The organism is Streptococcus oralis (assembly GCF_016028255.1).
In the GTDB taxonomy this organism is placed as follows: Bacteria; Bacillota; Bacilli; order Lactobacillales; family Streptococcaceae; genus Streptococcus; species Streptococcus oralis_AC.
The window spans coordinates 1,698,808-1,722,612 of record NZ_CP065707.1 but is presented as its reverse complement, the minus strand read 5'-3'; the positions used below and the strand labels follow the sequence as shown (position 1 = coordinate 1,722,612).

Genomic DNA, 23,805 nt, shown 5'->3' with positions numbered 1-23,805 from the left:
AAAATCAACTTGTATTAGGAGGATCGCAACATGAAAAAGTGGTGGAAAGAGCTGATGGACAGGCCCTTATTGAAAGCTTTTTTGCATTATTATCAAGCATCTGATAGTGAGTTGACCAGTGTTGCAGTTGCCTACTATTGGTTGGTTTCAATCTTCCCCTTGCTGATGATAGTGGTCAATATTTTGCCCTATTTTCAAATTCCGATTTCAAATTTTTTGCTCACCATCAAGGAATTTGTGCCGGATACGGTCTATGATGTGGTCGCAAAGATTGCCCGAGAAGTCTTGACTCAACCATCGACTGGTTTGCTGAGTTTTGCAGTCTTGTCTGCCCTTTGGACCTTCTCGAAATCAATGGATTTCCTCCAAAAAGCTTTTAATAAGGCCTATGGAGTGGCCAAGAGCCGAGGTATTATCTCCCATCAATTGATGAGTTTACTCGTCAGCTTTGGCTTGCAAATTCTTTTTGCCCTAGCCTTATTTTTGAGTATGTTTGGGCGTATGTTGCTCAACCTGCTCAAAACTTACTGGCAATCAGACAGTCCTTTCTTTGATTACCTACAGGACTTTACAGGCCCTTTGATTTATGCCTTGCTCTTTGCCATCTTGGTCATGCTCTACTATTTCCTTCCAAATGTCAGAGTCCCTCGTATTCGCTACGTTTTTCCTGGTAGTATCTTTGTTTTGCTGACGCTTGTCTTTCTGTTGAATATCTTTTCTGTCTATTTCAATAACTATGTCAACCATCTAGTCGATGTCCGATTTTTCAGTTCCATTATCGTGGTGGTGATGATGTTCTGGTTTATACTCATCGCAAAGATTCTGATTATCGGAGCAGTTATCAATGCCAGTGTGCAGAGTTTGAAGGATCCAAAGTTTCGTGATAACACATTCTTTTTAAAAAATGAAGAATAAAAAAAGACGCTTTGTTTTCAAAGCGTCTTTTATTGCATTTGCAACAAAAATATGCTATTCTATCATCATAGATACGAGAGGAGGAAACATGTCGTTATTACGCGAAATCGGAATTATAGCACGTGCCTTGGACTCTATTGCCAATATCGAATTTCGTGATATAGACCTAGCTCGTGGTCAGTATCTTTATTTGGTGCGAATCAAGGAGAACCCAGGAATCATTCAAGAAGTCTTGTCGGATTTACTGAAGGTTGACCGTTCGACAGTTGCTCGTTCAGTAAAAAAACTGGAAGAAAAGGGGTTAATAAAACAAGGAATGACCAGTACAAATCGGAAAAATAAAGAGTGGTTTGTCACTGAAAAAGGAGAGGCACTTTATCCTTTTATCCTTGCTGAACATCACTACTCGGAGAATTCAGCCTTAAAGGGATTTTCTAAGGAAGAAGCCAGGGAACTGGAGAGCCTACTAATTCGGGTTAGAAAAAATATTACAAGTGATTGGGATATGGTCAAAAAAGGCCAGAAAAGAAATTATTTATAATAAGAGGTGAAAGATGAAAGTTATCGTTGAAAATGAATTTTGGGGCTTGTTTCCAGAAGCACAGATTAGCGTTTTAGTAGTAAAGGGATTAGATAATACAGTTGATGAAAGCAAGGATCCCTATTTCAAAACCTTGCTAGATAAGGGAGCTAAACGAGCTGAGGATTTCATTTCGGACGAGAATTTTACTCAGAATGATGTCATTCAAGAATGGCGTCAGGCTTTCAGCAAGTTCAAAACGAAAAAAGGTGCTCGTTCTTCGATTGAAGCCCTACTTAAGCGGGTCAGTCAGGGAAGAGAGTTTAATCCCATCAATCCCTTGGTAGACATCTACAATAGTGTCTCTCTATCTTATGCGGTTCCCTGTGGTGGCGAGGATGTGAACAAGATTGTAGGCAATCTTCATCTTGGTCAGGCTAAGGGAGGAGAACCTTTCTTTCCACTAGGAGCTGAAAACGATGCGCCTGCTTTACCTGAAGAAATCATCTATTACGATGATGAAGGAGCAGTCTGTCGTTGTTTAAACTGGCGTGAAGCCCAGAGAACCATGTTGACAGAAGAGACAAAAGATGCTGTCTTAGTGATTGAAGCGATCAATGCTGAACAGGCAAGACGTGCTCGGGTTGCCATGGAAGAATTACAGGACTTGGTAAAGGACTACTTTGGTGTTCAAGGCAAACTGGTTCATCTAACTTCTGAGTCCCCAGAAATTACACTTTAAACAGAAATAGCCCTGTCATCTCTTAGGAATAAACTATCCTAAAGAAATGGCGGAGCTATTTTTAATAGATAAACATGGCATCACCGAAACTGAAGAAACGGTAGTGTTCTTGAATAGCGTGCTGGTAAGCATCTAAGACTAAGTCACGACCTGCAAAGGCAGAAACTAGCATGACGAGGGTTGATTTTGGTAGATGGAAGTTGGTTGAGAAAGCATCGACAACCTTCCATTCGTATCCAGGTTTGATAAAGATATTGGTCCAACCAGAATCTGCTTGGATTTGCCCATCAAACTTGGAACCGATGGTTTCCAGTGTGCGGATAGAAGTGGTTCCAACAGCGATAACGCGTCCACCATTTTCCTTGACAGAGCGAAGGGTGGCTGCTGCTTCATCAGAAAGTTGGTAGAACTCTGAGTGCATCTCATGTTCGTCCAGATTGTCAACAGAAACGGGTCTAAAGGTTCCTAAACCAACGTGGAGGGTCAAATAAACCAAATGGACACCCTTGGCTTGGATTTCTGCGAGCAGTTCTTTGGTGAAGTGCAATCCAGCAGTTGGTGCAGCAGCAGAGCCACTTTCTTTAGCGTAGACGGTTTGATAACGTTCACGATCATCTAGTTTTTCGTGGATATAAGGCGGTAATGGCATTTCTCCTAGACTTTCCAAGACTTCTAGGAAAATTCCTTGGTATTCAAAGCGGACAATACGGCCTCCGTGGGTCAATTCTTCCGTAACTACAGCGCTGAGGCGACCATCGCCAAAGTTGACACGAGTACCGACCTTGAGGCGTTTGGCAGGTTTGGCTAGGACTTCCCACTCATCACCAACAGTATTTTTGAGAAGGAGAAGTTCCACGTGGCCTCCTGTTTCTTCCTTTTGACCATAAAGGCGAGCAGGGAGAACACGGGTGTCGTTCATAACAAGAGCATCGCCAGGTTCCAACATATCAATAATGGAGTGGAAGTGTTTATCCTGAAACTCTCCCGTTTCTCGGTTTACGATGAGGAGTTTAGAGGCATCTCGTTTTTCAAGTGGTGTTTGGGCAATCAATTCCTCAGGTAAGTGGAAATCAAAATCAGCTGTATTCATTTTTTTCATCATTCTTTCTAAGTTCTAATCTTATCCATTATAACATGTTTCAAGTTTGGGCGCTCTTTTTTTAGAAATTAAATCGTTTTCACTTGACATAAATTGGTCTATACCATATAATAAATATAGATTAAAACGGAGGATGAAAAGATGAAAGTTATTAAAGTTGAAAATCAAGTTGAAGGTGGAAAAGTTGCTTTTGAGATTTTGAAGGAAAAATTGGCCAATGGTGCTCAAACATTAGGACTTGCGACAGGGAGCAGCCCGCTTGAGTTTTACAAGGAAATCGTTGAGAGTGACCTTGATTTCTCAAATCTAACCAGTGTAAACCTTGATGAGTATGTAGGACTTGACGGAGACAATCCTCAGTCTTACCGCCACTTTATGCAAGAACACTTATTCAACCAAAAACCATTTAAAGAAAGCTTCTTACCCCGTGGGATTAAGGACAATGCTGAAGCTGAAGTGGAACGCTACAACCAAATTTTGGCTGATCATCCAGTTGATCTCCAAATTTTAGGAATTGGACGCAATGGACATATCGGCTTTAACGAACCAGGCACTTCATTTGACAGTCAAACGCATCTAGTAGAACTTGATCAATCTACTATCGAAGCCAATGCTCGCTTCTTTGACAAGATTGAAGACGTTCCAACTCAAGCCATCTCAATGGGGATTAAAAACATCTTGGATGCCAAGTCAATTATTCTCTTTGCTTACGGTGAGTCGAAAGCAGAGGCCATTGCTGGAACAGTATCAGGCCCAGTGACTGAGAACCTCCCAGCAAGTAGCCTACAAAACCACCCTGATGTGACTATTATTGCGGATGCTGAAGCGCTCAGCTTGCTTGAAAAGTAAAATTACAAGAACCACTTGCTCTTTGGAGTGAGTGGCTTTTTACTTCAAATGTTCACTATCCTGCTAAAGTGGTATAATATAGCTATACGAGGAGGCTCGACTTTGATTTATATAATTGGTTTTACTTGTTTTTTACTTTTGATGTTACTGTTTTCTCGTCTCATTCAGCAATCAAAGAACCCTTCGGGCTTTCTAGGAAAACGAATGATGAAATTGTGGAATAGAGCCTACCTCCCCATGTTTGTATGGGCAATTCGTCATCTGGATAGGACATTTTACCCTGTAATCTTAGATGTAGGAGTTGGAAATGGCCGTTCAACCATCCTACTGAAAGAAACTTTTCTGCAAAGTACTATAACTGGAATCGATATTTCAGATGCTGCAGTAGCTCAAGCCAAACAGATAGAGATAACTAATTTAAAATTTGAACGAAGAGACGTTAGGGAGACAGGCTTTTCTGATGAAAGTGTTGATTTAATCACAGCCTTTCAAACTCATTTTCATTGGCAGGATCTAGAGGCTTCTTTTATAGAACTTCGAAGAGTACTCAAATCAGACGGGATGCTCTTGCTGGCTTGTGAATATAACAAGTTATCTTATTTTTTACCAGAGGTTCAAAGCGAAGAAGCATTTAGACGATTCTTGTTATCAGTAGGCTTTGAGCTCATAACTAGTCAAAGAAAGGGATCGTGGATCCTTTATAAAATTGTTAAAAACTAATGGAGGTACAATCATGAAACAATTATTTTTATGTTCATACTTTGCTGGAGTCAAAAAGCTTTTTAGCGATTATGCAAAGGAAAAGAATCTAGAAAACAAGGTTTTATTTATTCCTACCGCTGGGAACAAAGAGGATTATACTGCCTATATCGATGAGGCTCAGCAAACATTCAGAGATTTAGGATTTGAGATAGAGGTTCTAGATATTGCTTCTTGTGATCGAGAAACTGCACAGGCAAAGATTTTCCAAAGTAAGATTCTTTATATCTCAGGCGGGAATACCTTTTATTTATTGCAAGAATTAAAGAAAAAGCAACTCCTATCTCTCATCAAAGAGCAAATAAGAGATGGGTTGGTCTATGTGGGAGAATCAGCAGGGGCTATCATTACAGCCAAGGATATTGACTACAATAAACTAATGGACGACAAGACGGTAGCGAAAGAGTTATCGGATACAGCGGGATTGGATGAAGTGGAGTTTTACATCCTTCCACATTATGGTGAGGAGCCTTTTACTGATAGTAGCAAGAAGACCTTTGAAACCTATAAAAATCAGCTCGACTTAATGCGAATGAACAATTCACAAGCTGTTATTGTAAATGATAAAGAAATAAAAGTTGTTTCTGAACAGGATTAAAATAATTTTTTTTTTCGCTATTATGACATCTATTCTAATACGTTGTCCCTTTTAAAAAGAAAATTGAAGATAATATAAGTTTTGGCAGTTTTTCCTTGACATTTATTCATTTTGCGTGTAAAATGGAATAGATCTTGAACTTGAAGGGAGTGAAAAAAATGTCTAAAACAGTAGTACGTAAGAATGAATCTCTTGACGATGCACTTCGTCGTTTCAAACGTGCGGTTACTAAAGCTGGTACTCTTCAAGAAACACGCAAACGTGAATTCTATGAAAAACCTTCTGTAAAACGTAAACGTAAATCAGAAGCAGCTCGTAAACGTAAAAAATTCTAATTGGAAATGAAAGGCTAGAGAAATCTAGCCTTTTTATTTTTAAATAAATACTGTAAATCCTGCAAAAAAAGGAAACTTCCAACTACAATTTGATATAATAGTAGGGAGAACTCGATTGAAGGAGGAAATTATGTCGGTTTTAGTAAGAGAAGTCATTGAAAAGCTCAGACTAGATATTGTCTATGGTGAAGGCGAATTGCTTGAAAAGGAAATCAACACTGCGGACATTATGAGACCTGGTCTTGAAATGACGGGCTATTTTGATTACTATACTCCAGAACGGATTCAACTGTTAGGGATGAAGGAGTGGTCCTATTTGGTCGCTATGCCTGCCCATAACCGTTATCAAGTTTTGAAGAAAATGTTTCTACCTGAAACACCTGCTGTCATCGTTGCTCGTGGCTTGGTAGTGCCAGAAGAAATGTTGAAAGCTGCTAGGGAATGTAAGATTGCGATTTTAACCAGTCGAACATCAACCAGTCGTTTATCTGGAGAGTTATCTAGCTACCTTGATTCCCGTTTGGCTGAACGTACGAGCGTGCATGGTGTCTTGATGGACATCTATGGCATGGGTGTCTTGATCCAAGGGGATAGTGGTATCGGTAAGAGTGAGACAGGTCTTGAGCTTGTGAAACGTGGACACCGTTTGGTAGCAGACGACCGTGTAGATATCTTTGCCAAGGATGAAATGACCCTTTGGGGAGAGCCCGCTGAAATATTGAAGCATTTACTTGAGATTCGTGGAGTGGGTATTATTGACGTGATGAGTCTCTACGGAGCAAGTGCTGTAAAAGATTCCTCACAAGTCCAGTTGGCTGTTTACTTGGAAAATTATGATACCCATAAGACCTTTGACCGTCTAGGAAATAATGCCGAAGAACTCGAAGTTTCTGGTGTAACGATTCCACGTATCCGCATTCCAGTAAAAACAGGACGCAATATCTCCGTTGTTATTGAGGCGGCAGCTATGAACTATCGCGCTAAGGAAATGGGCTTTGATGCGACGCGTTTATTTGAAGAACGCTTGACTAATCTCATCTCCAAAAATGAGGTGAAAGATGATTAATCCAGTTGCGTTTGAAATCGGTCCTTTTTCCATTCGTTGGTATGCTTTGTGTATTGTGGCTGGATTGGTCTTGGCTGTCTACCTTGCCATGAAAGAAGCTCCCAAAAAGAAAATTCTATCAGATGATATTTTGGATTTTATCCTGATTGCTTTTCCGGTAGCTATTTTAGGTGCTAGACTATACTACGTACTCTTTCGTTTAGATTATTACCTGCAAAATCCAGGTGAAATCATTGCCATCTGGAATGGTGGTTTGGCCATTTATGGAGGTTTGATAGCAGGGGCTATTGTTCTTTATATCTTTGCAGATAGAAAGCTGATTAATACTTGGGATTTCTTAGATATTGCAGCACCGAGCGTCATGATTGCCCAGAGTTTAGGCCGCTGGGGAAATTTCTTTAACCAAGAAGCCTACGGTGCAGCAGTGGATAATCTGGATTATTTGCCAGGCTTTATTCGTGACCAGATGTACATCGAGGGGAGCTATCGTCAACCGACCTTTCTATATGAGTCGGTTTGGAATATGATCGGTTTTGCTTTGATTTTGATTTTTAGACGAAAATTAAAAGGAATCAGACGCGGTCAGATCACGGCATTCTACTTGATTTGGTATGGCTTTGGTCGTATGATCATCGAAGGGATGCGGACAGATAGTCTTATGTTCTTTGGGCTGCGAGTTTCCCAATGGTTATCAGTTGTCCTTATCGGACTCGGTATTTTTATCATACTTTATCAAAATCGGAAGAAAGCCCCTTTCTATCATACAGAGGAGGAAAAATAAATGTTAGAAGTTGCATATATTCTTGTTGCGATTGCTTTGATCGTCTGTTTAGTCTATTTGACAATCACGATTCAAAAAGCAGGTCGTATGATTGATGAGACAGAGAAAACCATCAAAACATTGAGCTCAGATGTGAACGTTACCTTGCATCAGACTAATGAATTACTGGCTAAGGTCAATGTGTTAGCAGACGATATCAATATCAAAGTTGCGACGATTGATCCACTCTTTACGGCTGTGGCAGACTTGTCAGAGTCAGTATCTGATCTCAACCAACATGCCCGTGTTTTAGGTAAAAAAGCTTCATCAGCTGGTTCAAAGACCATTAAAACAGGTGCAAGCTTGTCCGCTCTTCGTTTCGCAAGTAAATTTTTCAAAAAATAGAAAAGGAGAAATCTTATGGGAAAACTATCCTCAATCCTTTTAGGAACGGTTTCTGGTGCTGCTCTTGCTTTGTTTTTGACGAGTGATAAGGGTAAGCAAGTTTGTAGTCAAGCTCAGGATTTTCTAGATGATTTGAGAGAAGATCCAGAATACGCTAGAGAGCAGGTTTGTGAAAAACTGACAGAAGTGAAGGAACAGGCAACTGACTTTGTGCTGAAAACAAAGGAACAAGTAGAATCTGGTGAAATCACTTTTGATAGTGTCCTTGACCAAGCTAAAAACTGTGCTCGACAAGCGACAGAAGCATCCAAGGAAACCTTTAACAATCTCAAGGAGCAGTGGCAAGAACAGTCAGTAACTCCAGACGTTGCTGAAGGCCAAGAAGAAATCATCATCGATATTACTGAAGTATAAGGTAACACCATCTCTGGTTTTTGGAGATGGTGATTTTTATCTGCAAGCCTGTCTTTGTGGTATAATAAATACTATGCAGAAAAAACCAACGTCCGCCTACGTGCATATTCCCTTTTGTACACAGATTTGTTATTATTGTGACTTTTCAAAAGTTTTTATCAAGAATCAACCAGTAGATAGTTATCTGGAGCATCTGCTAGAGGAGTTTCGTTCTTATGATATCCAAAAGTTGCGAACTCTCTACATTGGAGGTGGGACGCCAACGGCTTTGTCAGCTCCGCAATTAGAGCTACTCTTAGATGGCTTGACTAAAAATCTAGACTTGTCTGTCTTGGAAGAGTTGACCATTGAGGCCAACCCAGGCGACTTGGATGCGGATAAGATTGCGGTTTTGAAACAGTCACCAGTCAATCGTATTTCCTTGGGAGTGCAGACTTTTGATGACAAAATGCTGAAAAAGATTGGGCGTAGTCACTTGGAGAAGGATATTTATGAAAATATCGACCGCCTCAAACTGGCTAGTTTTGACAATATCTCCATCGATCTAATCTATGCTCTTCCAGGTCAAACTATGGCTCAGGTCAAGGACAATGTAGCTAAGGCTATCTCGCTTGATATTCCTCATATGAGCCTTTATAGCTTGATTTTGGAAAATCATACGGTCTTTATGAACCGCATGCGACGTGGGAAGTTGCCTTTGCCTAAGGAGGAACTTGAAGCTGAGATGTTTGAGTACATCATCGCAGAGCTTGAGCGAGCTGGTTTTGAGCATTATGAGATTTCCAATTTCTCTAAACCCGGATTTGAAAGTCGCCACAATCTCATGTACTGGGACAATGCCGAGTATTATGGTATCGGTGCGGGTGCTTCAGGTTATGTGAACGGGGTACGTTATAAAAACCACGGTCCTATCCGCCACTATCTCAGTGCGGTAGAGGCAGGAAATGCTCGGATAACAGAAGAACACCTGAGTCAAAGGGAGCAGATGGAAGAAGAAATGTTTCTGGGACTCCGCAAGAAATCTGGGGTTTCCATGGCACTATTTGAGGAAAAATTTGGACGGTCCTTTGATGGACTTTATGGCGAAATCATCAGAGACTTGGTTCAACAAGGACTCATGCAGATCGACGGTGATCGTGTCCGAATGACAAAGAGAGGTCTCTTCTTGGGAGACACTGTAGCAGAACGATTTATTTTGGAGTAGAACAATGGGTTTAACTTATCAAATGAAAATGAAAATTCCTTTTGATATGGCGGACATGAACGGTCATATCAAACTTCCAGATGTGATTTTGCTGTCCTTGCAAGTATCAGGTATGCAATCGATTGAGCTGGGAGTCAGTGACAAGGACGTCTTGGAACGCTACAATCTGGTCTGGATTATCACGGATTATGAAATTGACGTGGTTCGCTTGCCTCGCTTTGCTGAGGAGATTACGATTGAAACAGAAGCATTGACTTACAATCGTCTTTTTTGCTACCGCCGTTTCACCATCTATGATGAAGCAGGCCAAGAAATCATTCGCATGTTGGCAACCTTTGTTCTCATGGACAGAGATAGTCGTAAAGTCCATGCTGTCGAACCGGAGATTGTTGCTCCTTACCAGTCTGAGTTTGATAAAAAACTCATCCGTGGGCCGAAGTATGCTAACCTAGAAGACCCGATCAGTAAAGACTACCATGTTCGTTTTTACGACTTGGATATGAATGGTCATGTCAATAATAGTAAATATCTGGATTGGATTTTTGAGGTCATGGGAGCAGACTTTTTGACCAAGTATATTCCAAAGAAAATCAATCTCAAATATGTCAAAGAAGTGCGACCAGGTGGTATGATTGCTTCAGCATATGAACTCAATGGACTAGAAAGCAAGCATGAGATTATCAGTGATGGCGAGATCAATGCCCAAGCTATGATTACATGGCAAGAAATTAAAGGCAATTAGAAAGGACGATATGGCTTATAAAGGTTATTTAATTGATTTAGACGGAACCATTTACAAGGGAAAAGACCGGATTCCCGCAGGTGAGGCTTTTGTGCATGAATTGCAAAAACGAGAGATTCCCTATCTCTTTGTGACTAATAATACAACTCGTACTCCTGAGAGCGTTCAAGAGATGTTGGCTCAGAATTTTAATATCAACACGCCTCTATCAACTGTCTACACAGCGACTTTGGCAACCATCGACTATATGAATGACTTGGGACTGGAAAAGACAGTCTATGTCATCGGAGAAGCAGGACTCAAGGATGCCATTCAGGCGGCTGGTTATGTCGAAGATAAGCAAAATCCTGCCTATGTGGTAGTTGGACTGGACTGGCAAGTCGACTATGAAAAATTTGCGACGGCTACACTAGCTATCCAAAAAGGTGCTCACTTTATCGGAACCAATCCAGACCTTAATATCCCAACAGAGCGTGGTCTTTTGCCAGGTGCGGGGTCACTTGTAACACTTCTTGAAGCATCAACACGGGTCAAACCGGTTTATATCGGGAAACCGAATGCTATCATTATGGACAAGGCAGTTGAGCACTTGGGCTTGAAACGAGAAGAATTGCTCATGGTGGGGGATAACTACCTGACAGATATCCGAGCAGGGATTGACAATGGCATTCCAACGCTCTTGGTGACGACAGGTTTTACCAAGGCAGAAGAAGTGGCGGACTTGCCAATCGCCCCAACTCATGTGCTTTCTAGTCTTGCGGAGTGGGATTTTGATGAAAACTAAACTAACTTTTTGGGGAAGTGTGCTTTTTTTCCTCTCCCTTTCTATTCTCTTAACCATTTATCTAGCTTGGATTTTCTATCCTATGGAGATTGAGTGGCTGAATTTAACGGATAGAGTCTATCTAAAATCCGAAACCATTCAGTACAACTTTCAAATTTTGATGAATTACCTGACCAATCCCTTTAGTCAGGTCTTAGAGATGCCAGATTTTCGTTCGTCAGCGGCAGGCCTGCACCACTTTGCAGTGGTGAAGAATCTCTTCCACTTGGTTCAGCTAGTCACATTGGTGACACTGCCAAGTTTCTATTTCTTTGTTAAAAATATAGTAAAAAAAGGCTTTCTACCCCTATATCGTAAAAGTATCCTGGCTTTAGTGCTATTGCCTCTAATCATTGGGCTTGTGGGAGTGTTGATTGGTTTTGAGCAATTCTTTACTCTCTTCCATCAGATTCTCTTTGTGGGAGATGATACCTGGCTTTTTGATCCCGCAAAGGATCCCGTTATTTTGATTTTACCAGAGACCTTCTTCCTCCATGCTTTCCTTCTCTTCTTTGGACTCTATGAAAGTTTCTTTGGTTTTCTTTATTTGAAAAGTCGTAGAATACTTTAATGTGTTGCATTGATAAAACAGAGATGAAGTTAAAAATTCTTACGAGGAGTGAATTAACTTCATTGGAATTGAGTAATTCGTTCGCATACAGTCTATTTTTCTAGAAAAAAATAGGCTTTTTTCTAGAAATTGCTAGTCAAGCGCTTTATTTTTTTGTATAATAAGAATAGCAAAGTATAGATAAAGAAGAGAAAAGCATGATTACACTATTTTTATCACCGAGCTGTACATCATGTCGTAAGGCAAAGGCCTGGTTAGAGACGCATAAAGTTCCTTTTGAGGAGCACAATATTATGACCAGTCCTTTAACAAGAAAAGAATTGCAACACATTCTTTCCTTGACCGAAAATGGTACTGATGACATCATTTCAACTCGTTCAAAAATTTTCCAAAAATTGGATATTGATGTAGAGAGTATTTCGGTATCGGAGTTGCTTCAGTTGATTGAGCAATATCCTAGTCTTTTGCGTCGCCCAATTATTATTGATACCAAACGCATGCAGATCGGTTTTAATGAAGATGAGATTCGTGCTTTTCTCCCTCGTAGTTACCGTAAACAAGAACTAAAAGAAGCAACATTGAGAGCTGGTATTGGATAGATGAACAAACAGTATAGTTACCCACTAGATTTGTCGTGGAGCACTGAAGAACTTGCTTCAGTGCTTTCTTTTTTTAATGATGTTGAAGCTGCCTATGAAGACAAGGTAGAAGCAAAAAAACTGCTAGAGTCTTACAAGGAATTTAAGTCTGTCGTTCCGAGCAAAAGTGAAGAAAAACGCCTAGGCCGCGAATTTGAGACGGCTAGCGGTTATTCCTTCTATCATGCAGTTCAATTAGCAAAAGAAAAAAGAGAAGGGAAGATTTCTCTTGGAAACTAAATTTGAATTTGCCAAACAGATTGTGCAAGAGGCTGCAGATTACATTTTGGCCCACATGAAAGAAGATTTGCAGGTCGAGCGAAAGTCTTCCCCTACAGACTTGGTGACGCGTTTGGATAAGGAAGTTCAGGATCTCTTAGTTCAGAGAATTTTAGCATCTTATCCAGAAGACTTGATTTGTGCAGAAGAGGGCTGTTTACGTGCTGCAGTCGGCCAGGGGAATGTTTGGGTGATCGATCCCATTGACGGTACCAATAACTTTGTCGCCCAGCAGGAAGATTTTGCTGTGATGTTGGCTTATTTTGAGAATGGTGTGGGCAAATTTGGTATCATTTATGATGTCATGAAAGGCGATTGTTACCATGGTGGTGGTGCCTTTCCTCCTTGTCGTAATAATGAGCCCTTACCAACTTTTAAAAAGAAATCTCTTCAAGAATTTTTAGTGGCTGGTAACTCAGGTATGTTTGAAACCAATGAGTGGGGCCTGGCGGATTTGGGGCGAGCAGCTTTGGGAGTCCGTGTCTACGGCAGTGCGGCCATTAGTTTTGCCAAGGTTTTATCGGGTCGTCTGCTGACCTATATTACCTACTTGCAGCCATGGGATTACGCTGCGGCTAGTATTTTAGGGGAAAGTCTGGGGTATCGTCTTCTTACAGTTTCTGGTGAGCCTGTTGATTTTCAAACACGTCAGCCAGTCATGATGGTGCCAATCGAGATGCAAGAAGAGATTCAGTCCTATATTTATGAAAGGAAAGAAAATTAAATGCAATTTCCAGAAGGATTTGTTGAAAAATATGAAGCGATACTAGAAGATGAGGCAAGAGATTTTCTTGCCTCTTTTAAACAGGAAGCGGTATCGGCTTTTCGGGTTAATCCCTTAAAAGAAAGTCAGCTATCGTTTGCAGATGCCATTCCTCATACACCTTGGGGGCATTATGGTAAGGTCTCTGGAAAGTCTCCAGAGCACGTGACAGGTTTCGTTTATTCGCAAGAGCCTGCAGCTCAAATAGTGGCCCAGGTAGCTCAACCAAGTCCTGGCATGAAGGTCTTGGACTTGGCGGCAGCACCAGGTGGAAAATCCACTCAACTAGCAGCTTATCTGGCTAATCAAGGAGTCCTTATTTCCAACGAAATTTCAAGTAAACGTGCTAAGATTTTAGTGGAAAATATGGAGCGGTTTGGTGCTACAAACGTAGTTGTGACCAATGAGTCTGCGGACCGCTTAGCCAAGGTCTTTAAAGGTTATTTTGATGTGATTGTCCTTGATGCCCCTTGCTCGGGTGAAGGGATGTTCCGTAAGCAGCCAGATGCCATGGACTATTGGAGTACCGATTATCCTAGTCAATGTGCTAGTCTCCAAAGGGAAATTCTAGAAGATGCAGTGACCATGCTTGCAGAAGGTGGCCGTCTGGTCTACTCGACCTGTACTTGGTCACCTGAGGAAAATGAAGAAATCGTCCGCTGGTTGCTTGATACTTATGATTTTGAATTGCTTCCAGTCGAGCATGTGAACGGTATGGTAGCAGGAATTGATCTTCCTGAAACGGCTCGAATGTACCCTCATCATTTCAAGGGAGAAGGCCAGTTTGTAGCCCACCTGCAGTTTAAGGGAGAAAATCCAGCACCTAAATTCAAAGCCAGCAAGAGCAATCTCAGTCGTGAACAACTGGATTTGTGGCATGATTTTGCCCAAAAACATCTAAAAATATCGCTAATTGGCGTACTACAAACTTTTGGAGACCAACTTTATCTCTTACCAGAGATGCTACCTGATTTAGGGAAACTTAAAATTGCCCGAAATGGACTTCATCTGGGTACTTTTAAGAAGAAACGCTTCGAACCAAGCTTTGCTCTGGGATTGGCCTTAAAACCAAGTCAGGTGAAACAAAGGGTAGAAATCAAGGATGAGAACTTTGTAAAATATGTGGCTGGGGAGACAGTTCAGTTAGCAGAAAGTCTACCAAATGGCTGGTATCAAGTTGTGGTTCAAGGAAACGGATTAGGCTTTGCAAAAGTTACTGGAAATGTTTTGAAAAATTATTATCCAAAAGGGCTCAGATTCAAGTGAAAAAGCTAGTCAAAGAATCTATTCTATGTTATATTGGAAGTATGAGTTTTTTCTGATAGTCTTTCATTTTTACTTATATTATGTGATGGAATTGTCCGCCCCTAAGAATGTCTAGATAAAATCAAGCGGGACAACCATTGATGATAATTGGATGATCAGGACAAACGGAAGAAATCAGAACATTCATCATTATGTTCAAGGAGAAAAATAGTGAAAAAAAGAAAAAAGCTCGTCCTATCTCTTGCGACTCTTTTGCTGGCAGGCTCTCTAGCAGGATGTGCAAGCTGGATTGATCGTGGAGAAACCATGACAGCCGTCGGTTCAACTGCTCTTCAGCCTTTGGTTGAAGCCGCAGCAGACGAATTTGGTTCAAAAAATATCGGAAAAACAGTCAACGTTCAAGGTGGAGGTTCGGGAACAGGACTTTCTCAGGTGCAGTCTGGAGCAGTAGACATCGGGAACTCTGACGTCTTTGCTGAGGAAAAAGATGGAATTGATGCTTCAGCTCTAGTAGACCACAAGGTTGCAGTGGCTGGTCTGGCAGTGATTGTGAACAAAGAAGTGGCTGTTGAAAATCTCACAACCGAGCAACTTCGCAAAATCTTTACAGGTGAAGTGACCAATTGGAAAGAAGTTGGGGGCAAAGACCTGGCAATTTCAATCATCAACCGAGCAGCAAGTTCTGGTTCACGAGCAACCTTTGACAATGTCGTAATGAATGGCCAATCTGCTATGCAGAGCCAAGAGCAGGATTCCAATGGAATGGTCAAGTCGATTGTCTCCCAAACTCCAGGAGCCATTTCTTATCTTGCCTTTGCCTATGTGGATGACTCAGTCAAGACCATGAAGCTCAATGGGTATGAGCCTACGTCTGAAAATGTAACGACCAACAACTGGCCTTTGTGGTCTTATGAGCACATGTATACCCTAGGTCAGCCGAATGAGTTGGCGACTGAATTTTTAAAATTCATCCTCTCAGACGAAGCCCAAAATGGAATTGTTAAGGGCATGGGCTACATCTCTATCAATGAAATGAAAGTTCAAAAGGATGCTTCAGGTACCGTTACAGCAGTAGAAGGAGGTCAATAATGAATCAAGAAGAATTATCTAAAAAATTACTCTCTCCTTCAAAGAACTCTCGCCTTGAGAAGTTTGGTAAAGGTTTGACCTTCACTTGCCTTTCTTTGATTGTCATCATTGTGGCGATGATTTTGATTTTTGTAGCTCAGAAAGGCTTATCGACCTTCTTTGTCAATGGGGTGAACATCTTTGATTTCCTCTTTGGACAAACTTGGAATCCTTCAGGGAAACAATTTGGTGCCCTTCCGATGATTTTGGGTTCCTTTATTGTGACGATTTTGTCAGCCTTGATTGCAACTCCCTTTGCCATTGGTGCGGCAGTCTTTATGACAGAAGTATCACCCAAAGGTGCTAAGATTTTGCAACCAGCCATTGAACTTCTCGTCGGTATTCCTTCAGTCGTCTATGGGTTTATCGGTTTGCAAGTTGTAGTGCCTTTTGTTCGTAGCATCTTTGGTGGAACTGGTTTTGGGATTTTGTCAGGTATTTTCGTTCTCTTTGTCATGATCCTACCAACTGTAACCTTTATGACAACAGACAGCTTGCGTGCTGTTCCTCGTCATTACCGTGAAGCTAGTTTAGCTATGGGAGCCACTCGTTGGCAAACCATCTGGCGTGTGACCTTGAAAGCAGCACGTTCAGGTATTTTCACTGCAGTGGTCTTTGGGATGGCGCGTGCTTTTGGTGAAGCCCTTGCTATTCAGATGGTTGTCGGAAACTCAGCAGTTATCCCAACCTCACTAACAACACCAGCTGCGACTTTGACTTCTGTTTTGACTATGGGAATTGGGAATACCGTCATGGGAACGGTTGATAATAACGTTCTCTGGTCGCTGGCCTTAGTCTTGCTCTTGATGAGTTTGGCCTTTAACAGTGTGATTAAATTGATTACGAAAGAAAGAGGAAAGAAAAACTATGCACGCTAAGAAATTAGATAAACTTGCAACAGCTGTCCTCTATACCATCGCGGGTATCATCGTGGCCATTTTGGCGTCCTTGATTCTCTATATCTTGGTGAGAGGGTTACCGCACATCTCTTGGTCCTTCTTGACTGGGAAATCCTCCTCTTATCAAGCAGGTGGGGGTATCGGGATTCAGCTCTATAATTCCTTCTTCCTTTTGGTCATTACCTTGATCATTTCTGTTCCTTTATCCATGGGAGCTGGCGTTTTCCTTGCTGAGTATGCCAAAAAAGGGCCTGTGACCAATTTTATTCGTACCTGTATTGAGATTTTGTCTTCTCTACCATCAGTCGTTGTGGGTCTCTTTGGTTACTTGATCTTTGTTGTCCAGTTTGAGTATGGATTTTCAATTATTTCAGGTGCCTTAGCCTTGACGGTCTTTAACCTCCCTCAGATGACTCGAAATGTTGAGGATAGCTTAAAACATGTTCACCATACGCAACGTGAGGCTGGCTTAGCCCTTGGGATTTCTCGTTGGGAGACTGTGGTCCATGTCGTCATTCCAGAAGCCCTTCCAGGTATCGTAACGGGTGTTGTCTTGGAATCTGGCCGTATCTTTGGTGAAGCCGCTGCTCTTATCTATACAGCGGGACAATCCGCTCCATCCCTTGACTGGTCTAACTGGAATATCCTCAGTGTTACCAGTCCTATCTCAATTTTCCGTCAAGCAGAAACCTTGGCTGTCCACATTTGGAAGGTCAACAGTGAGGGAACCATTCCTGATGCTACTATCGTATCAGCAGGTTCTGCTGCTGTGCTCCTAATCTTTATCTTGATTTTTAACTTTGGGGCACGCAAACTCGGAAGCTATTTACACAAGAAATTAACCGCTGCCTAAAGGAGAAGCCATGTCAAAATATAACTGGGATGAAAAGCATATCATCACCTTCCCTGAAGAAAAAGTGGCCCTCTCAACCAAGGATTTACATGTTTACTATGGTAAAAATGAATCCATCAAGGGCATCGATATGCAATTTGAAAAAAATAAAATAACGGCCTTGATTGGTCCATCAGGATCTGGGAAATCTACCTATCTCCGTAGTCTCAATCGGATGAATGATACCATTGACATTGCCAAGGTCACAGGTCAAATCCTCTACCAAGGAATTGACGTCAATCGTCCAGAAATCAATGTCTATGAGATGCGTAAGCATATCGGAATGGTCTTTCAACGTCCAAATCCATTTGCCAAGTCTATTTACCGCAACATCACTTTTGCTCATGAACGTGCAGGTGTTAAGGATAAGAAAGTACTTGATGAAATTGTAGAAACCTCTCTAAGACAGGCTGCCCTTTGGGATCAGGTCAAAGACGACCTCCACAAATCAGCCTTGATGCTTTCTGGTGGTCAGCAACAACGTCTCTGTATCGCTCGTGCCATCTCTGTCAAGCCAGATATCCTCTTGATGGATGAGCCTGCTTCAGCCTTGGATCCGATTGCGACAGCCCAGCTGGAAGAAACAATGCTGGAATTAAAGAAGGATTTTACCATAATTATCGTTACCCACAGTATGCAACAGGCCGCCCGTGCGAGTGACTACACAGGATTTTTCTACTTGGGCGATTTGATCGAGTATGATAAGACATCCAACATTTTCCAAAATGCCAAGCTACAGTCTACCAATGACTATGTAACGGGACACTTTGGTTAGAAAGGAAGCAGTATGACAGAACCGATTTTGCAGGTTAAAGACCTGTCCGTTTATTACAATAAAAAGAAGGCCTTGAATAGTGTTTCTCTTTCTTTCCAACCCAAGGAAATAACCGCCCTCATTGGTCCATCAGGTTCAGGGAAGTCAACTCTTCTCAAGGCCATCAACCGCATGGGAGATTTAAACCCTGAGGTGACGACAACTGGAACAGTGATTTACAACGGTCACAATATCTATAGTCCTCGCACAGATACAGTTGAATTGCGTAAGGAAATCGGCATGGTTTTCCAACAGCCCAATCCCTTCCCTATGTCTATCTACGAAAATGTTGTTTACGGACTGCGAATCAATGGAGTCAAGGATAAACAAGTCCTTGATGAAGCAGTAGAAAAGGCCTTGCAACGTGCTTCTATCTGGGATGAGGTCAAGGACCGTTTGCATGATTCAGCCATTGGTCTTTCAGGAGGTCAACAGCAACGTGTCTGTGTTGCCCGTGTTTTGGCAACTAGCCCGAAAATTATCCTCTTAGATGAACCAACCTCGGCCTTGGATCCTATCTCGGCTGGAAAGATTGAGGAAACCTTGTATGGTCTAAAAGACAAATACACCATGCTCTTGGTAACGCGTTCCATGCAGCAGGCTTCTCGTATCTCTGATAAGACTGGCTTTTTCCTAGATGGAGATTTGATTGAGTTTAATGATACGAAGAAGATGTTCCTTTCCCCTCAAAACAAGGAAACAGAAGATTATATTACAGGAAAATTTGGATAAGGAGTTGAATGATGTTACGATCTCAATTTGAAGAAGATTTGGAGAAATTGCACAACCAGTTCTATGCTATGGGACAAGAAGTGCTCTCGCAGATCAATCGTACAGTGCGTGCCTTTGTCACGCATGACCGTGATTTGGCAAAAGAAGTCATCGAAGACGATGCAGAAGTAAATGAATATGAAGTGAAGTTGGAAAAGAAATCATTTGAAATGATCGCCCTCCAACAACCTGTTTCGCAAGACCTTCGTACCGTCTTGACCGTTCTCAAGGCAGTGTCAGACGTGGAACGCATGGGAGATCATGCAGTGTCTATCGCTGAGGCGACCATTCGTATGAAGGGGGAGCAACGTATCCCTTCTGTTGAAGAAGAAATCAAAAAGATGGGACGCGATGTGAAAAACTTCGTCGAAGCAGCTCTAGATCTCTATCTCAACGGTTCTGTGGATCAAGCCTACGAAGTAGCAGCGATGGATGAAAAAATCAACCATTACTTTGATAGCATCCGTGATTTGGCTACAGAAGAAATTAGGAAAAATCCTGAAGCTATCGTTACAGGCCGTGATTACTTCCAGGTCATTTCTTTCTTGGAACGTATCGGAGACTACGCAAAAAATATCTGTGAATGGGTTGTTTACTTTGAAACAGGTAAAATCGTCGAACTCTAAGAAATGGATTAAATATGCACTAAAAAGGCTAATCGACTCAGATTAGTCTTTGTTTTTTGAATAATAATGGAATTTTTTTGAAATGAAAATTCTGAAAATGTTGACAAGTATTTTCAAATAGGTTATAATTATTCAGAAATAACAGAAAGGTCGTTTATTTATGAAATTTAAAAAATGGATGTTAGTTGTATGTAGCATGCTTGCCAGCATGGTTTTGGTAGCTTGCCAATCAAGTACGGATAGTTCTCAGTCTGCTGTGGAGGCTATCAAACAAAAAGGCAAGCTAGTCGTTGCGACCAGCCCAGACTATGCACCATTTGAATTCCAATCCTTGGTAGATGGTAAAAACCAAGTGGTTGGGGCAGATATTGATATGGCTCAAGCGATTGCAGATGAGCTTGGGGTTAAACTTGAAATCTCTAGCATGAGTTTTGACAATGTCTTGACCAGTCTTCAAACTGGAAAGGCTGACTTGGCCATTGCAGGAATTAGTGCTACAGATGAGAGAAAGGAAGTCTTTGACTTTTCAATCCCTTACTATGAAAACAAAATGAGCTTCTTGGTTAGAAAAGCCGATTTAGACAAATACAAGGATCTTTCAAGCCTCGCAAGTGCCAATATTGCAGCTCAAAAGGGAACTGTTCCAGAAACCATGGTCAAGGAACAATTGCCAAATGCCCAATTGACATCCTTGACCAATATGGGGGAAGCAGTTAATGAATTGCAGGCTGGAAAAGTGGATGCTGTTCATATGGATGAACCAGTTGCTCTTAGCTACGCAGGTAAAAACTCAGATCTTGCCGTTGCAACTGTTAATTTGACGATGAAAGATGGCGAAGCCAATGCTGTTGCTATCAAGAAGAATCAATCAGACTTGAAAGCAGTAGTCGATAAGGTTATCCAAAAACTAAAAGATGACGGAACCTATCAAAGCTATCTAGAAAAAGCAGCGAAACTAACAGAAGTTGAACAATAAGAAAAGAGCAGAGTTGGACTTTAATCCAATTCTGCTTTTATGTATTCTAATAACTCTTCTAGATTTTCGAGAGTGACTTTTGCAAATTGATATGGACAGGTTTTCAAATAAGCCTTCTCAAAAAAGTCTAGTTTGAGTGAGCTATGCTTTAAACTGGCAATTTTAGGATAGTTTCTCAAATCAAGCAAAAGACCATCGTGTAGAGAATAGTGGGGCAAGGGACAGGTGTTTTTTTCAAGTACCTCCTTAATCTGAGCTTGATAGTTCTCTTGAAGGGTCAATCGAGCTAGTCGATTTTTTTCAAATAACTGGCTGTCGATGTAAAGAGAGAGTGCCTTTTGCATGATAAGATTGCTGTCATAGTCCAGGATATTTTTGTAGGAAACAAAAGCCTCTTTTAGGGCATTTGGGAGAATGAGAGCGGTAATACGAAGGGCTGGAAAGAGGCTGGTTGAGAAGGATTTGATATAAATGACCCGATCCTCAGTATCCAGATAGTGGAAAGTTTGTCCCTTTTTAGAGTCTAAGTCACCTAGATAATCATCCTCTACGATATAAACACCATACTGGTTTGCTAGATCCAAAATAGCCCTTTTTTCCTGATCAGAATAGGAATGACCTAGGGGATAGTGGAAGCGAGGAATGGTGTAGAAAAACTTGATTTTCCCAGATTTAAACTGTTCTTCCAGTTTTTCAAGGTCAATGCCATCAATACGGCGTTCAATGGTCTGGTAGGCTAATCCTTGAGCGACCAAGAGACGATTCATCCGGTGATAGGTCGGCTGTTCGACCAAAATCTCCGCTCCCTTGCTCGGAAAGTCAATCTGAGAAAGGATAAAGAGAGCTTGCTGGGTACCAGAAGTCAGAACCAGTTGATCGGGTTTGCAGTAGAGGGCTTGGTCGAAAAGAAGTTGATGGACAGATTGTCTCAGCACCTCAAGGCCTTCTTGGTTGTCATAGTAGTTGAAGAGGTAGTTTTCTCGGCCTATCAGGGTTTCATTGATACAGAGTCGGAAGTCGTCATAGGCACTAGCATGTTCGTCAGTGACTTCGATTTCCAAGTCTTGGTGCTGTCCTTGTTCTAGAACATAGTAGCCACTTTGGGGTTTGGCATAGAGGTATTGTTCATGGCGTAATTCCAGTAGGGCTCGTTGGATAGTGTCCTTGCTACAGTGGAAGTCTTGGCTCAGTTGACGGATGGAGGGAAGCCGGCTACCTGTTGGAAATTTTCCTGATTCGATCCCCTTTTTTAGAAAGGAAACGACTGCTTGGTATTTACTTTCTTTCTTCATTCCAGACCTCCCTTGATTTTGTTACATTGTACCTTTTTTTTGCCTACTTGGCAATGGGAAAAGCATTTCTCCCTTTCACATCTAGGAGCAAATGTGGTATACTTAAAAAGTATGATGATTCATTGAAAAGAAGATAAGAAAGAGAATGGATAGAAAAGTGCAGGAACCGGTAAAATTATTTCAATACAATACTCTAGGTGCCCTTATGGCTGGTCTCTATGGCGGAACCATGACAGTAGGAGAATTGCTGGAACATGGCGACCTTGGTTTAGGAACCCTTGATTCGATTGATGGGGAGTTGATTGTCCTTGATGGCAAGGCTTACCAAGCCAAAGGTTCAGGGGAACAACCTGAAATTGTAGAAGTCGCACCTGATGCCCTTATTCCTTATGCGGCAGTGGTTCCCCATCAGGCAGAAGTGATTTTCCGCCAGCGCTTTGAGATGACGGACAAGGAATTGGAAAAGCGGATTGAGTCCTACTATGATGGGGAAAATCTCTTTCGCTCCATCAAGATTCATGGCGAATTTTCACAAATGCACGTGCGGATGATTCCCAAATCCACACCTGATACCAAATTTGCTGATGTGGCGACTCACCAACCTGAATATAGCCGTGAAAATGTATCGGGAACCATTGTTGGATTTTGGACACCGGAGATTTTCCATGGGGTGAGTGTTGCAGGCTACCATTTGCATTTTATCTCAGATGATTTGACCTTTGGTGGGCATGTGATGGACTTTGTTATCAAAGAAGGAATGATTGAGGTTGGGGCAGTCGACCAGTTGGACCAACGTTTTCCAGTCCAAGATCGCCAGTATTTATTTGCCAAATTTAACGTTGACGAGATGAAGAAAGACATTGATAAGTCAGAATAGGAGAAAAAGATGACACTACATATTATCCTTACCATGATCGCTTTGGTTTTAGTCCTAGTAGGTGGGACTTGGTACGCAAAAAAACGCTTTAAGATCTCTCTTGCAGTGATGGGCTTGGGGGCAATCGCATTTTTTGTTTCTTCTCAAGTGTTAGAGAAGATTGTTCACCTTCTGATACTCCATCCGCAAAAAGATGGAACCATTCCGCTCATGCAGGAGCAGCCTTTCTTATATGTCCTTTATGGAATCGCCATGGCGGCCCTCTTTGAGGAAACAGCCCGCCTTGTCTTTTTTAAATGGTTGGAGAAAAAGAGAAGTCTAGAAGATAGAGATGCTTTGGCTTATGGCTTGGGACATGGGGGCTTGGAGTTGCTCTATCTCGGGTTAGGAAGTTTGATTAGTCTTTTGATCCTCTTTTCACTCATCCAGTCTTCAAATACTGATGTAGCCAATCTCCTTCCAAAGTCTACCCTCGAAACGGTTCAGTCTCTATCGGTATGGCAGGTTTATTTATTAGGAGTTGAACGTGTGCTTGCTCTGGTTCTACAAATTGGTCTTTCCATCTGGGTCTATCAAAGTGTTCGTCAAAAGAAATGGATCTACCTCGTTGCTGCCTATGGTTTGCATGCCTTGTTTGACTTGGCTCCAGCCTTATCTCAAGTAGGATGGATTGCAAATCCACTTCTAGTGGAGGTCATTCTTCTTTTAGAAGTACTAGCTTTTATCTGGCTTACAAAATCTACATTTTGGAAAAAATCATAAAAAGAGGGAAACCTCTTTTT

30 protein-coding genes are annotated in these 23,805 nt (G+C 41.6%); 28 read left to right on the top strand and 2 right to left on the bottom strand.

Translation table 11 applies throughout. The annotated features are described in order from the left end of the window. Window positions 1-30 precede the first annotated feature (30 nt). From I6G42_RS08455 to I6G42_RS08445, 3 genes are all read left to right on the top strand, one after another. Complete coding sequence (locus tag I6G42_RS08455) at window positions 31-915, top strand: YihY/virulence factor BrkB family protein (protein WP_038805483.1); 885 nt, start codon at window positions 31-33, stop codon at window positions 913-915. Window positions 916-1,003: 88 nt separating this feature from the next. Beyond that, entirely contained in the window at window positions 1,004-1,456 is a 453-nt protein-coding gene (locus tag I6G42_RS08450; protein WP_038805482.1) for a MarR family winged helix-turn-helix transcriptional regulator, read from the top strand. Window positions 1,457-1,469: 13 nt separating this feature from the next. Then, window positions 1,470-2,177 carry a B3/4 domain-containing protein gene (locus tag I6G42_RS08445; RefSeq protein WP_038805481.1) on the top strand — a complete coding sequence of 236 codons (708 nt, stop codon included), beginning with the start codon at window positions 1,470-1,472 and terminating at the stop codon, window positions 2,175-2,177. A gap of 61 nt (window positions 2,178-2,238) precedes the next feature. Here the strand turns inward: I6G42_RS08445 and queA are convergent, their stop codons facing one another. Then, complete coding sequence (gene queA, locus I6G42_RS08440) at window positions 2,239-3,267, bottom strand: tRNA preQ1(34) S-adenosylmethionine ribosyltransferase-isomerase QueA (protein ID WP_038805663.1); 1,029 nt, start codon at window positions 3,265-3,267, stop codon at window positions 2,239-2,241. A gap of 150 nt (window positions 3,268-3,417) precedes the next feature. Between queA and I6G42_RS08435 the strand changes: the two genes are divergently transcribed. From I6G42_RS08435 to I6G42_RS08325, 23 genes are all read left to right on the top strand, one after another. After that, window positions 3,418-4,125, top strand: a complete 708-nt coding sequence (locus I6G42_RS08435) for a glucosamine-6-phosphate deaminase (RefSeq protein WP_038805480.1) — start codon at window positions 3,418-3,420, stop codon at window positions 4,123-4,125. Between the two features lie 102 nt (window positions 4,126-4,227). Next, window positions 4,228-4,845 (top strand): class I SAM-dependent methyltransferase, encoded by a 618-nt coding sequence (locus I6G42_RS08430; protein ID WP_038805479.1) that lies wholly within the window; start codon window positions 4,228-4,230, stop codon window positions 4,843-4,845. Between the two features lie 13 nt (window positions 4,846-4,858). Then, window positions 4,859-5,482, top strand: a complete 624-nt coding sequence (locus I6G42_RS08425) for a Type 1 glutamine amidotransferase-like domain-containing protein (RefSeq protein WP_038805478.1) — start codon at window positions 4,859-4,861, stop codon at window positions 5,480-5,482. 158 nt (window positions 5,483-5,640) lie between these two features. Further along, the gene (gene rpsU, locus I6G42_RS08420) at window positions 5,641-5,817 is read left to right on the top strand and encodes a 30S ribosomal protein S21 (RefSeq protein WP_000048054.1); all 177 of its coding nucleotides are present in this window, start codon (window positions 5,641-5,643) and stop codon (window positions 5,815-5,817) included. Window positions 5,818-5,947: 130 nt separating this feature from the next. Continuing rightward, a complete protein-coding gene (hprK, locus tag I6G42_RS08415) occupies window positions 5,948-6,883 on the top strand; it encodes an HPr(Ser) kinase/phosphatase (RefSeq protein ID WP_038805477.1) in 936 nt (311 codons plus the stop codon). Continuing rightward, a complete protein-coding gene (gene lgt / locus I6G42_RS08410) occupies window positions 6,876-7,664 on the top strand; it encodes a prolipoprotein diacylglyceryl transferase (protein WP_038805476.1) in 789 nt (262 codons plus the stop codon). The genes hprK and lgt overlap by 8 nt, the downstream gene beginning before the upstream one ends. Further along, on the top strand, window positions 7,665-8,048 hold the full coding sequence (locus tag I6G42_RS08405) for a DUF948 domain-containing protein (RefSeq protein ID WP_000895027.1): 384 nt from the start codon (window positions 7,665-7,667) through the stop codon (window positions 8,046-8,048). It begins immediately after the preceding gene. 15 nt (window positions 8,049-8,063) lie between these two features. Beyond that, complete coding sequence (locus tag I6G42_RS08400; protein ID WP_038805475.1) at window positions 8,064-8,462, top strand: YtxH domain-containing protein; 399 nt, start codon at window positions 8,064-8,066, stop codon at window positions 8,460-8,462. A gap of 73 nt (window positions 8,463-8,535) precedes the next feature. Beyond that, window positions 8,536-9,666 (top strand): radical SAM family heme chaperone HemW, encoded by a 1,131-nt coding sequence (gene hemW, locus I6G42_RS08395; protein WP_038805474.1) that lies wholly within the window; start codon window positions 8,536-8,538, stop codon window positions 9,664-9,666. Between the two features lie 4 nt (window positions 9,667-9,670). Further along, a complete protein-coding gene (locus tag I6G42_RS08390; protein ID WP_038805473.1) occupies window positions 9,671-10,408 on the top strand; it encodes an acyl-[acyl-carrier-protein] thioesterase in 738 nt (245 codons plus the stop codon). A 10-nt stretch (window positions 10,409-10,418) separates the two neighbouring features. Beyond that, entirely contained in the window at window positions 10,419-11,192 is a 774-nt protein-coding gene (locus I6G42_RS08385) for a TIGR01457 family HAD-type hydrolase (protein WP_038805472.1), read from the top strand. Then, on the top strand, window positions 11,182-11,802 hold the full coding sequence (locus I6G42_RS08380; protein ID WP_038805471.1) for a TIGR01906 family membrane protein: 621 nt from the start codon (window positions 11,182-11,184) through the stop codon (window positions 11,800-11,802). Before I6G42_RS08385 ends, I6G42_RS08380 begins: the two co-directional genes overlap by 11 nt. 197 nt (window positions 11,803-11,999) lie before the next feature. Next, the gene (locus I6G42_RS08375; RefSeq protein ID WP_004246303.1) at window positions 12,000-12,401 is read left to right on the top strand and encodes a Spx/MgsR family RNA polymerase-binding regulatory protein; all 402 of its coding nucleotides are present in this window, start codon (window positions 12,000-12,002) and stop codon (window positions 12,399-12,401) included. Continuing rightward, on the top strand, window positions 12,402-12,680 hold the full coding sequence (locus I6G42_RS08370; protein WP_001041968.1) for a UPF0223 family protein: 279 nt from the start codon (window positions 12,402-12,404) through the stop codon (window positions 12,678-12,680). Further along, the gene (locus tag I6G42_RS08365) at window positions 12,670-13,443 is read left to right on the top strand and encodes an inositol monophosphatase family protein (RefSeq protein ID WP_038805470.1); all 774 of its coding nucleotides are present in this window, start codon (window positions 12,670-12,672) and stop codon (window positions 13,441-13,443) included. Before I6G42_RS08370 ends, I6G42_RS08365 begins: the two co-directional genes overlap by 11 nt. Then, window positions 13,444-14,748, top strand: a complete 1,305-nt coding sequence (locus tag I6G42_RS08360) for an RsmF rRNA methyltransferase first C-terminal domain-containing protein (protein ID WP_038805469.1) — start codon at window positions 13,444-13,446, stop codon at window positions 14,746-14,748. A 210-nt stretch (window positions 14,749-14,958) separates the two neighbouring features. Then, the gene (locus I6G42_RS08355; RefSeq protein WP_038805468.1) at window positions 14,959-15,837 is read left to right on the top strand and encodes a phosphate ABC transporter substrate-binding protein PstS; all 879 of its coding nucleotides are present in this window, start codon (window positions 14,959-14,961) and stop codon (window positions 15,835-15,837) included. Continuing rightward, window positions 15,837-16,754 carry a phosphate ABC transporter permease subunit PstC gene (gene pstC / locus I6G42_RS08350; protein ID WP_001070950.1) on the top strand — a complete coding sequence of 306 codons (918 nt, stop codon included), beginning with the start codon at window positions 15,837-15,839 and terminating at the stop codon, window positions 16,752-16,754. Before I6G42_RS08355 ends, pstC begins: the two co-directional genes overlap by 1 nt. Next, window positions 16,744-17,628, top strand: a complete 885-nt coding sequence (gene pstA / locus I6G42_RS08345) for a phosphate ABC transporter permease PstA (protein WP_197906185.1) — start codon at window positions 16,744-16,746, stop codon at window positions 17,626-17,628. The genes pstC and pstA overlap by 11 nt, the downstream gene beginning before the upstream one ends. A 10-nt stretch (window positions 17,629-17,638) precedes the next feature. Then, window positions 17,639-18,442: a phosphate ABC transporter ATP-binding protein PstB gene (gene pstB / locus I6G42_RS08340; protein ID WP_000049847.1), complete on the top strand. Its 804-nt coding sequence runs from the start codon at window positions 17,639-17,641 to the stop codon at window positions 18,440-18,442. Window positions 18,443-18,454: 12 nt separating this feature from the next. Beyond that, window positions 18,455-19,213, top strand: a complete 759-nt coding sequence (gene pstB, locus I6G42_RS08335; protein ID WP_000138670.1) for a phosphate ABC transporter ATP-binding protein PstB — start codon at window positions 18,455-18,457, stop codon at window positions 19,211-19,213. 11 nt (window positions 19,214-19,224) lie between these two features. Next, window positions 19,225-19,878, top strand: coding sequence for a phosphate signaling complex protein PhoU (gene phoU / locus I6G42_RS08330; RefSeq protein WP_000946469.1), 654 nt, complete (start codon window positions 19,225-19,227; stop codon window positions 19,876-19,878). A 160-nt stretch (window positions 19,879-20,038) separates the two neighbouring features. Then, window positions 20,039-20,854: an ABC transporter substrate-binding protein gene (locus I6G42_RS08325; RefSeq protein ID WP_038805466.1), complete on the top strand. Its 816-nt coding sequence runs from the start codon at window positions 20,039-20,041 to the stop codon at window positions 20,852-20,854. 20 nt (window positions 20,855-20,874) lie between these two features. On the opposite strand, the gene I6G42_RS08320 is transcribed toward I6G42_RS08325, so the two are convergent. Then, a complete protein-coding gene (locus tag I6G42_RS08320) occupies window positions 20,875-22,146 on the bottom strand; it encodes a PLP-dependent aminotransferase family protein (protein WP_038805465.1) in 1,272 nt (423 codons plus the stop codon). Between the two features lie 145 nt (window positions 22,147-22,291). On the opposite strand from I6G42_RS08320, the gene budA reads away from it, so the two are divergent. Together budA and I6G42_RS08310 are read left to right on the top strand one after the other, a co-directional pair. Beyond that, window positions 22,292-23,023, top strand: a complete 732-nt coding sequence (gene budA / locus I6G42_RS08315) for an acetolactate decarboxylase (RefSeq protein ID WP_000375402.1) — start codon at window positions 22,292-22,294, stop codon at window positions 23,021-23,023. 9 nt (window positions 23,024-23,032) lie between these two features. After that, a complete protein-coding gene (locus tag I6G42_RS08310) occupies window positions 23,033-23,785 on the top strand; it encodes a YhfC family glutamic-type intramembrane protease (RefSeq protein WP_038805464.1) in 753 nt (250 codons plus the stop codon). Window positions 23,786-23,805 lie beyond the last annotated feature (20 nt).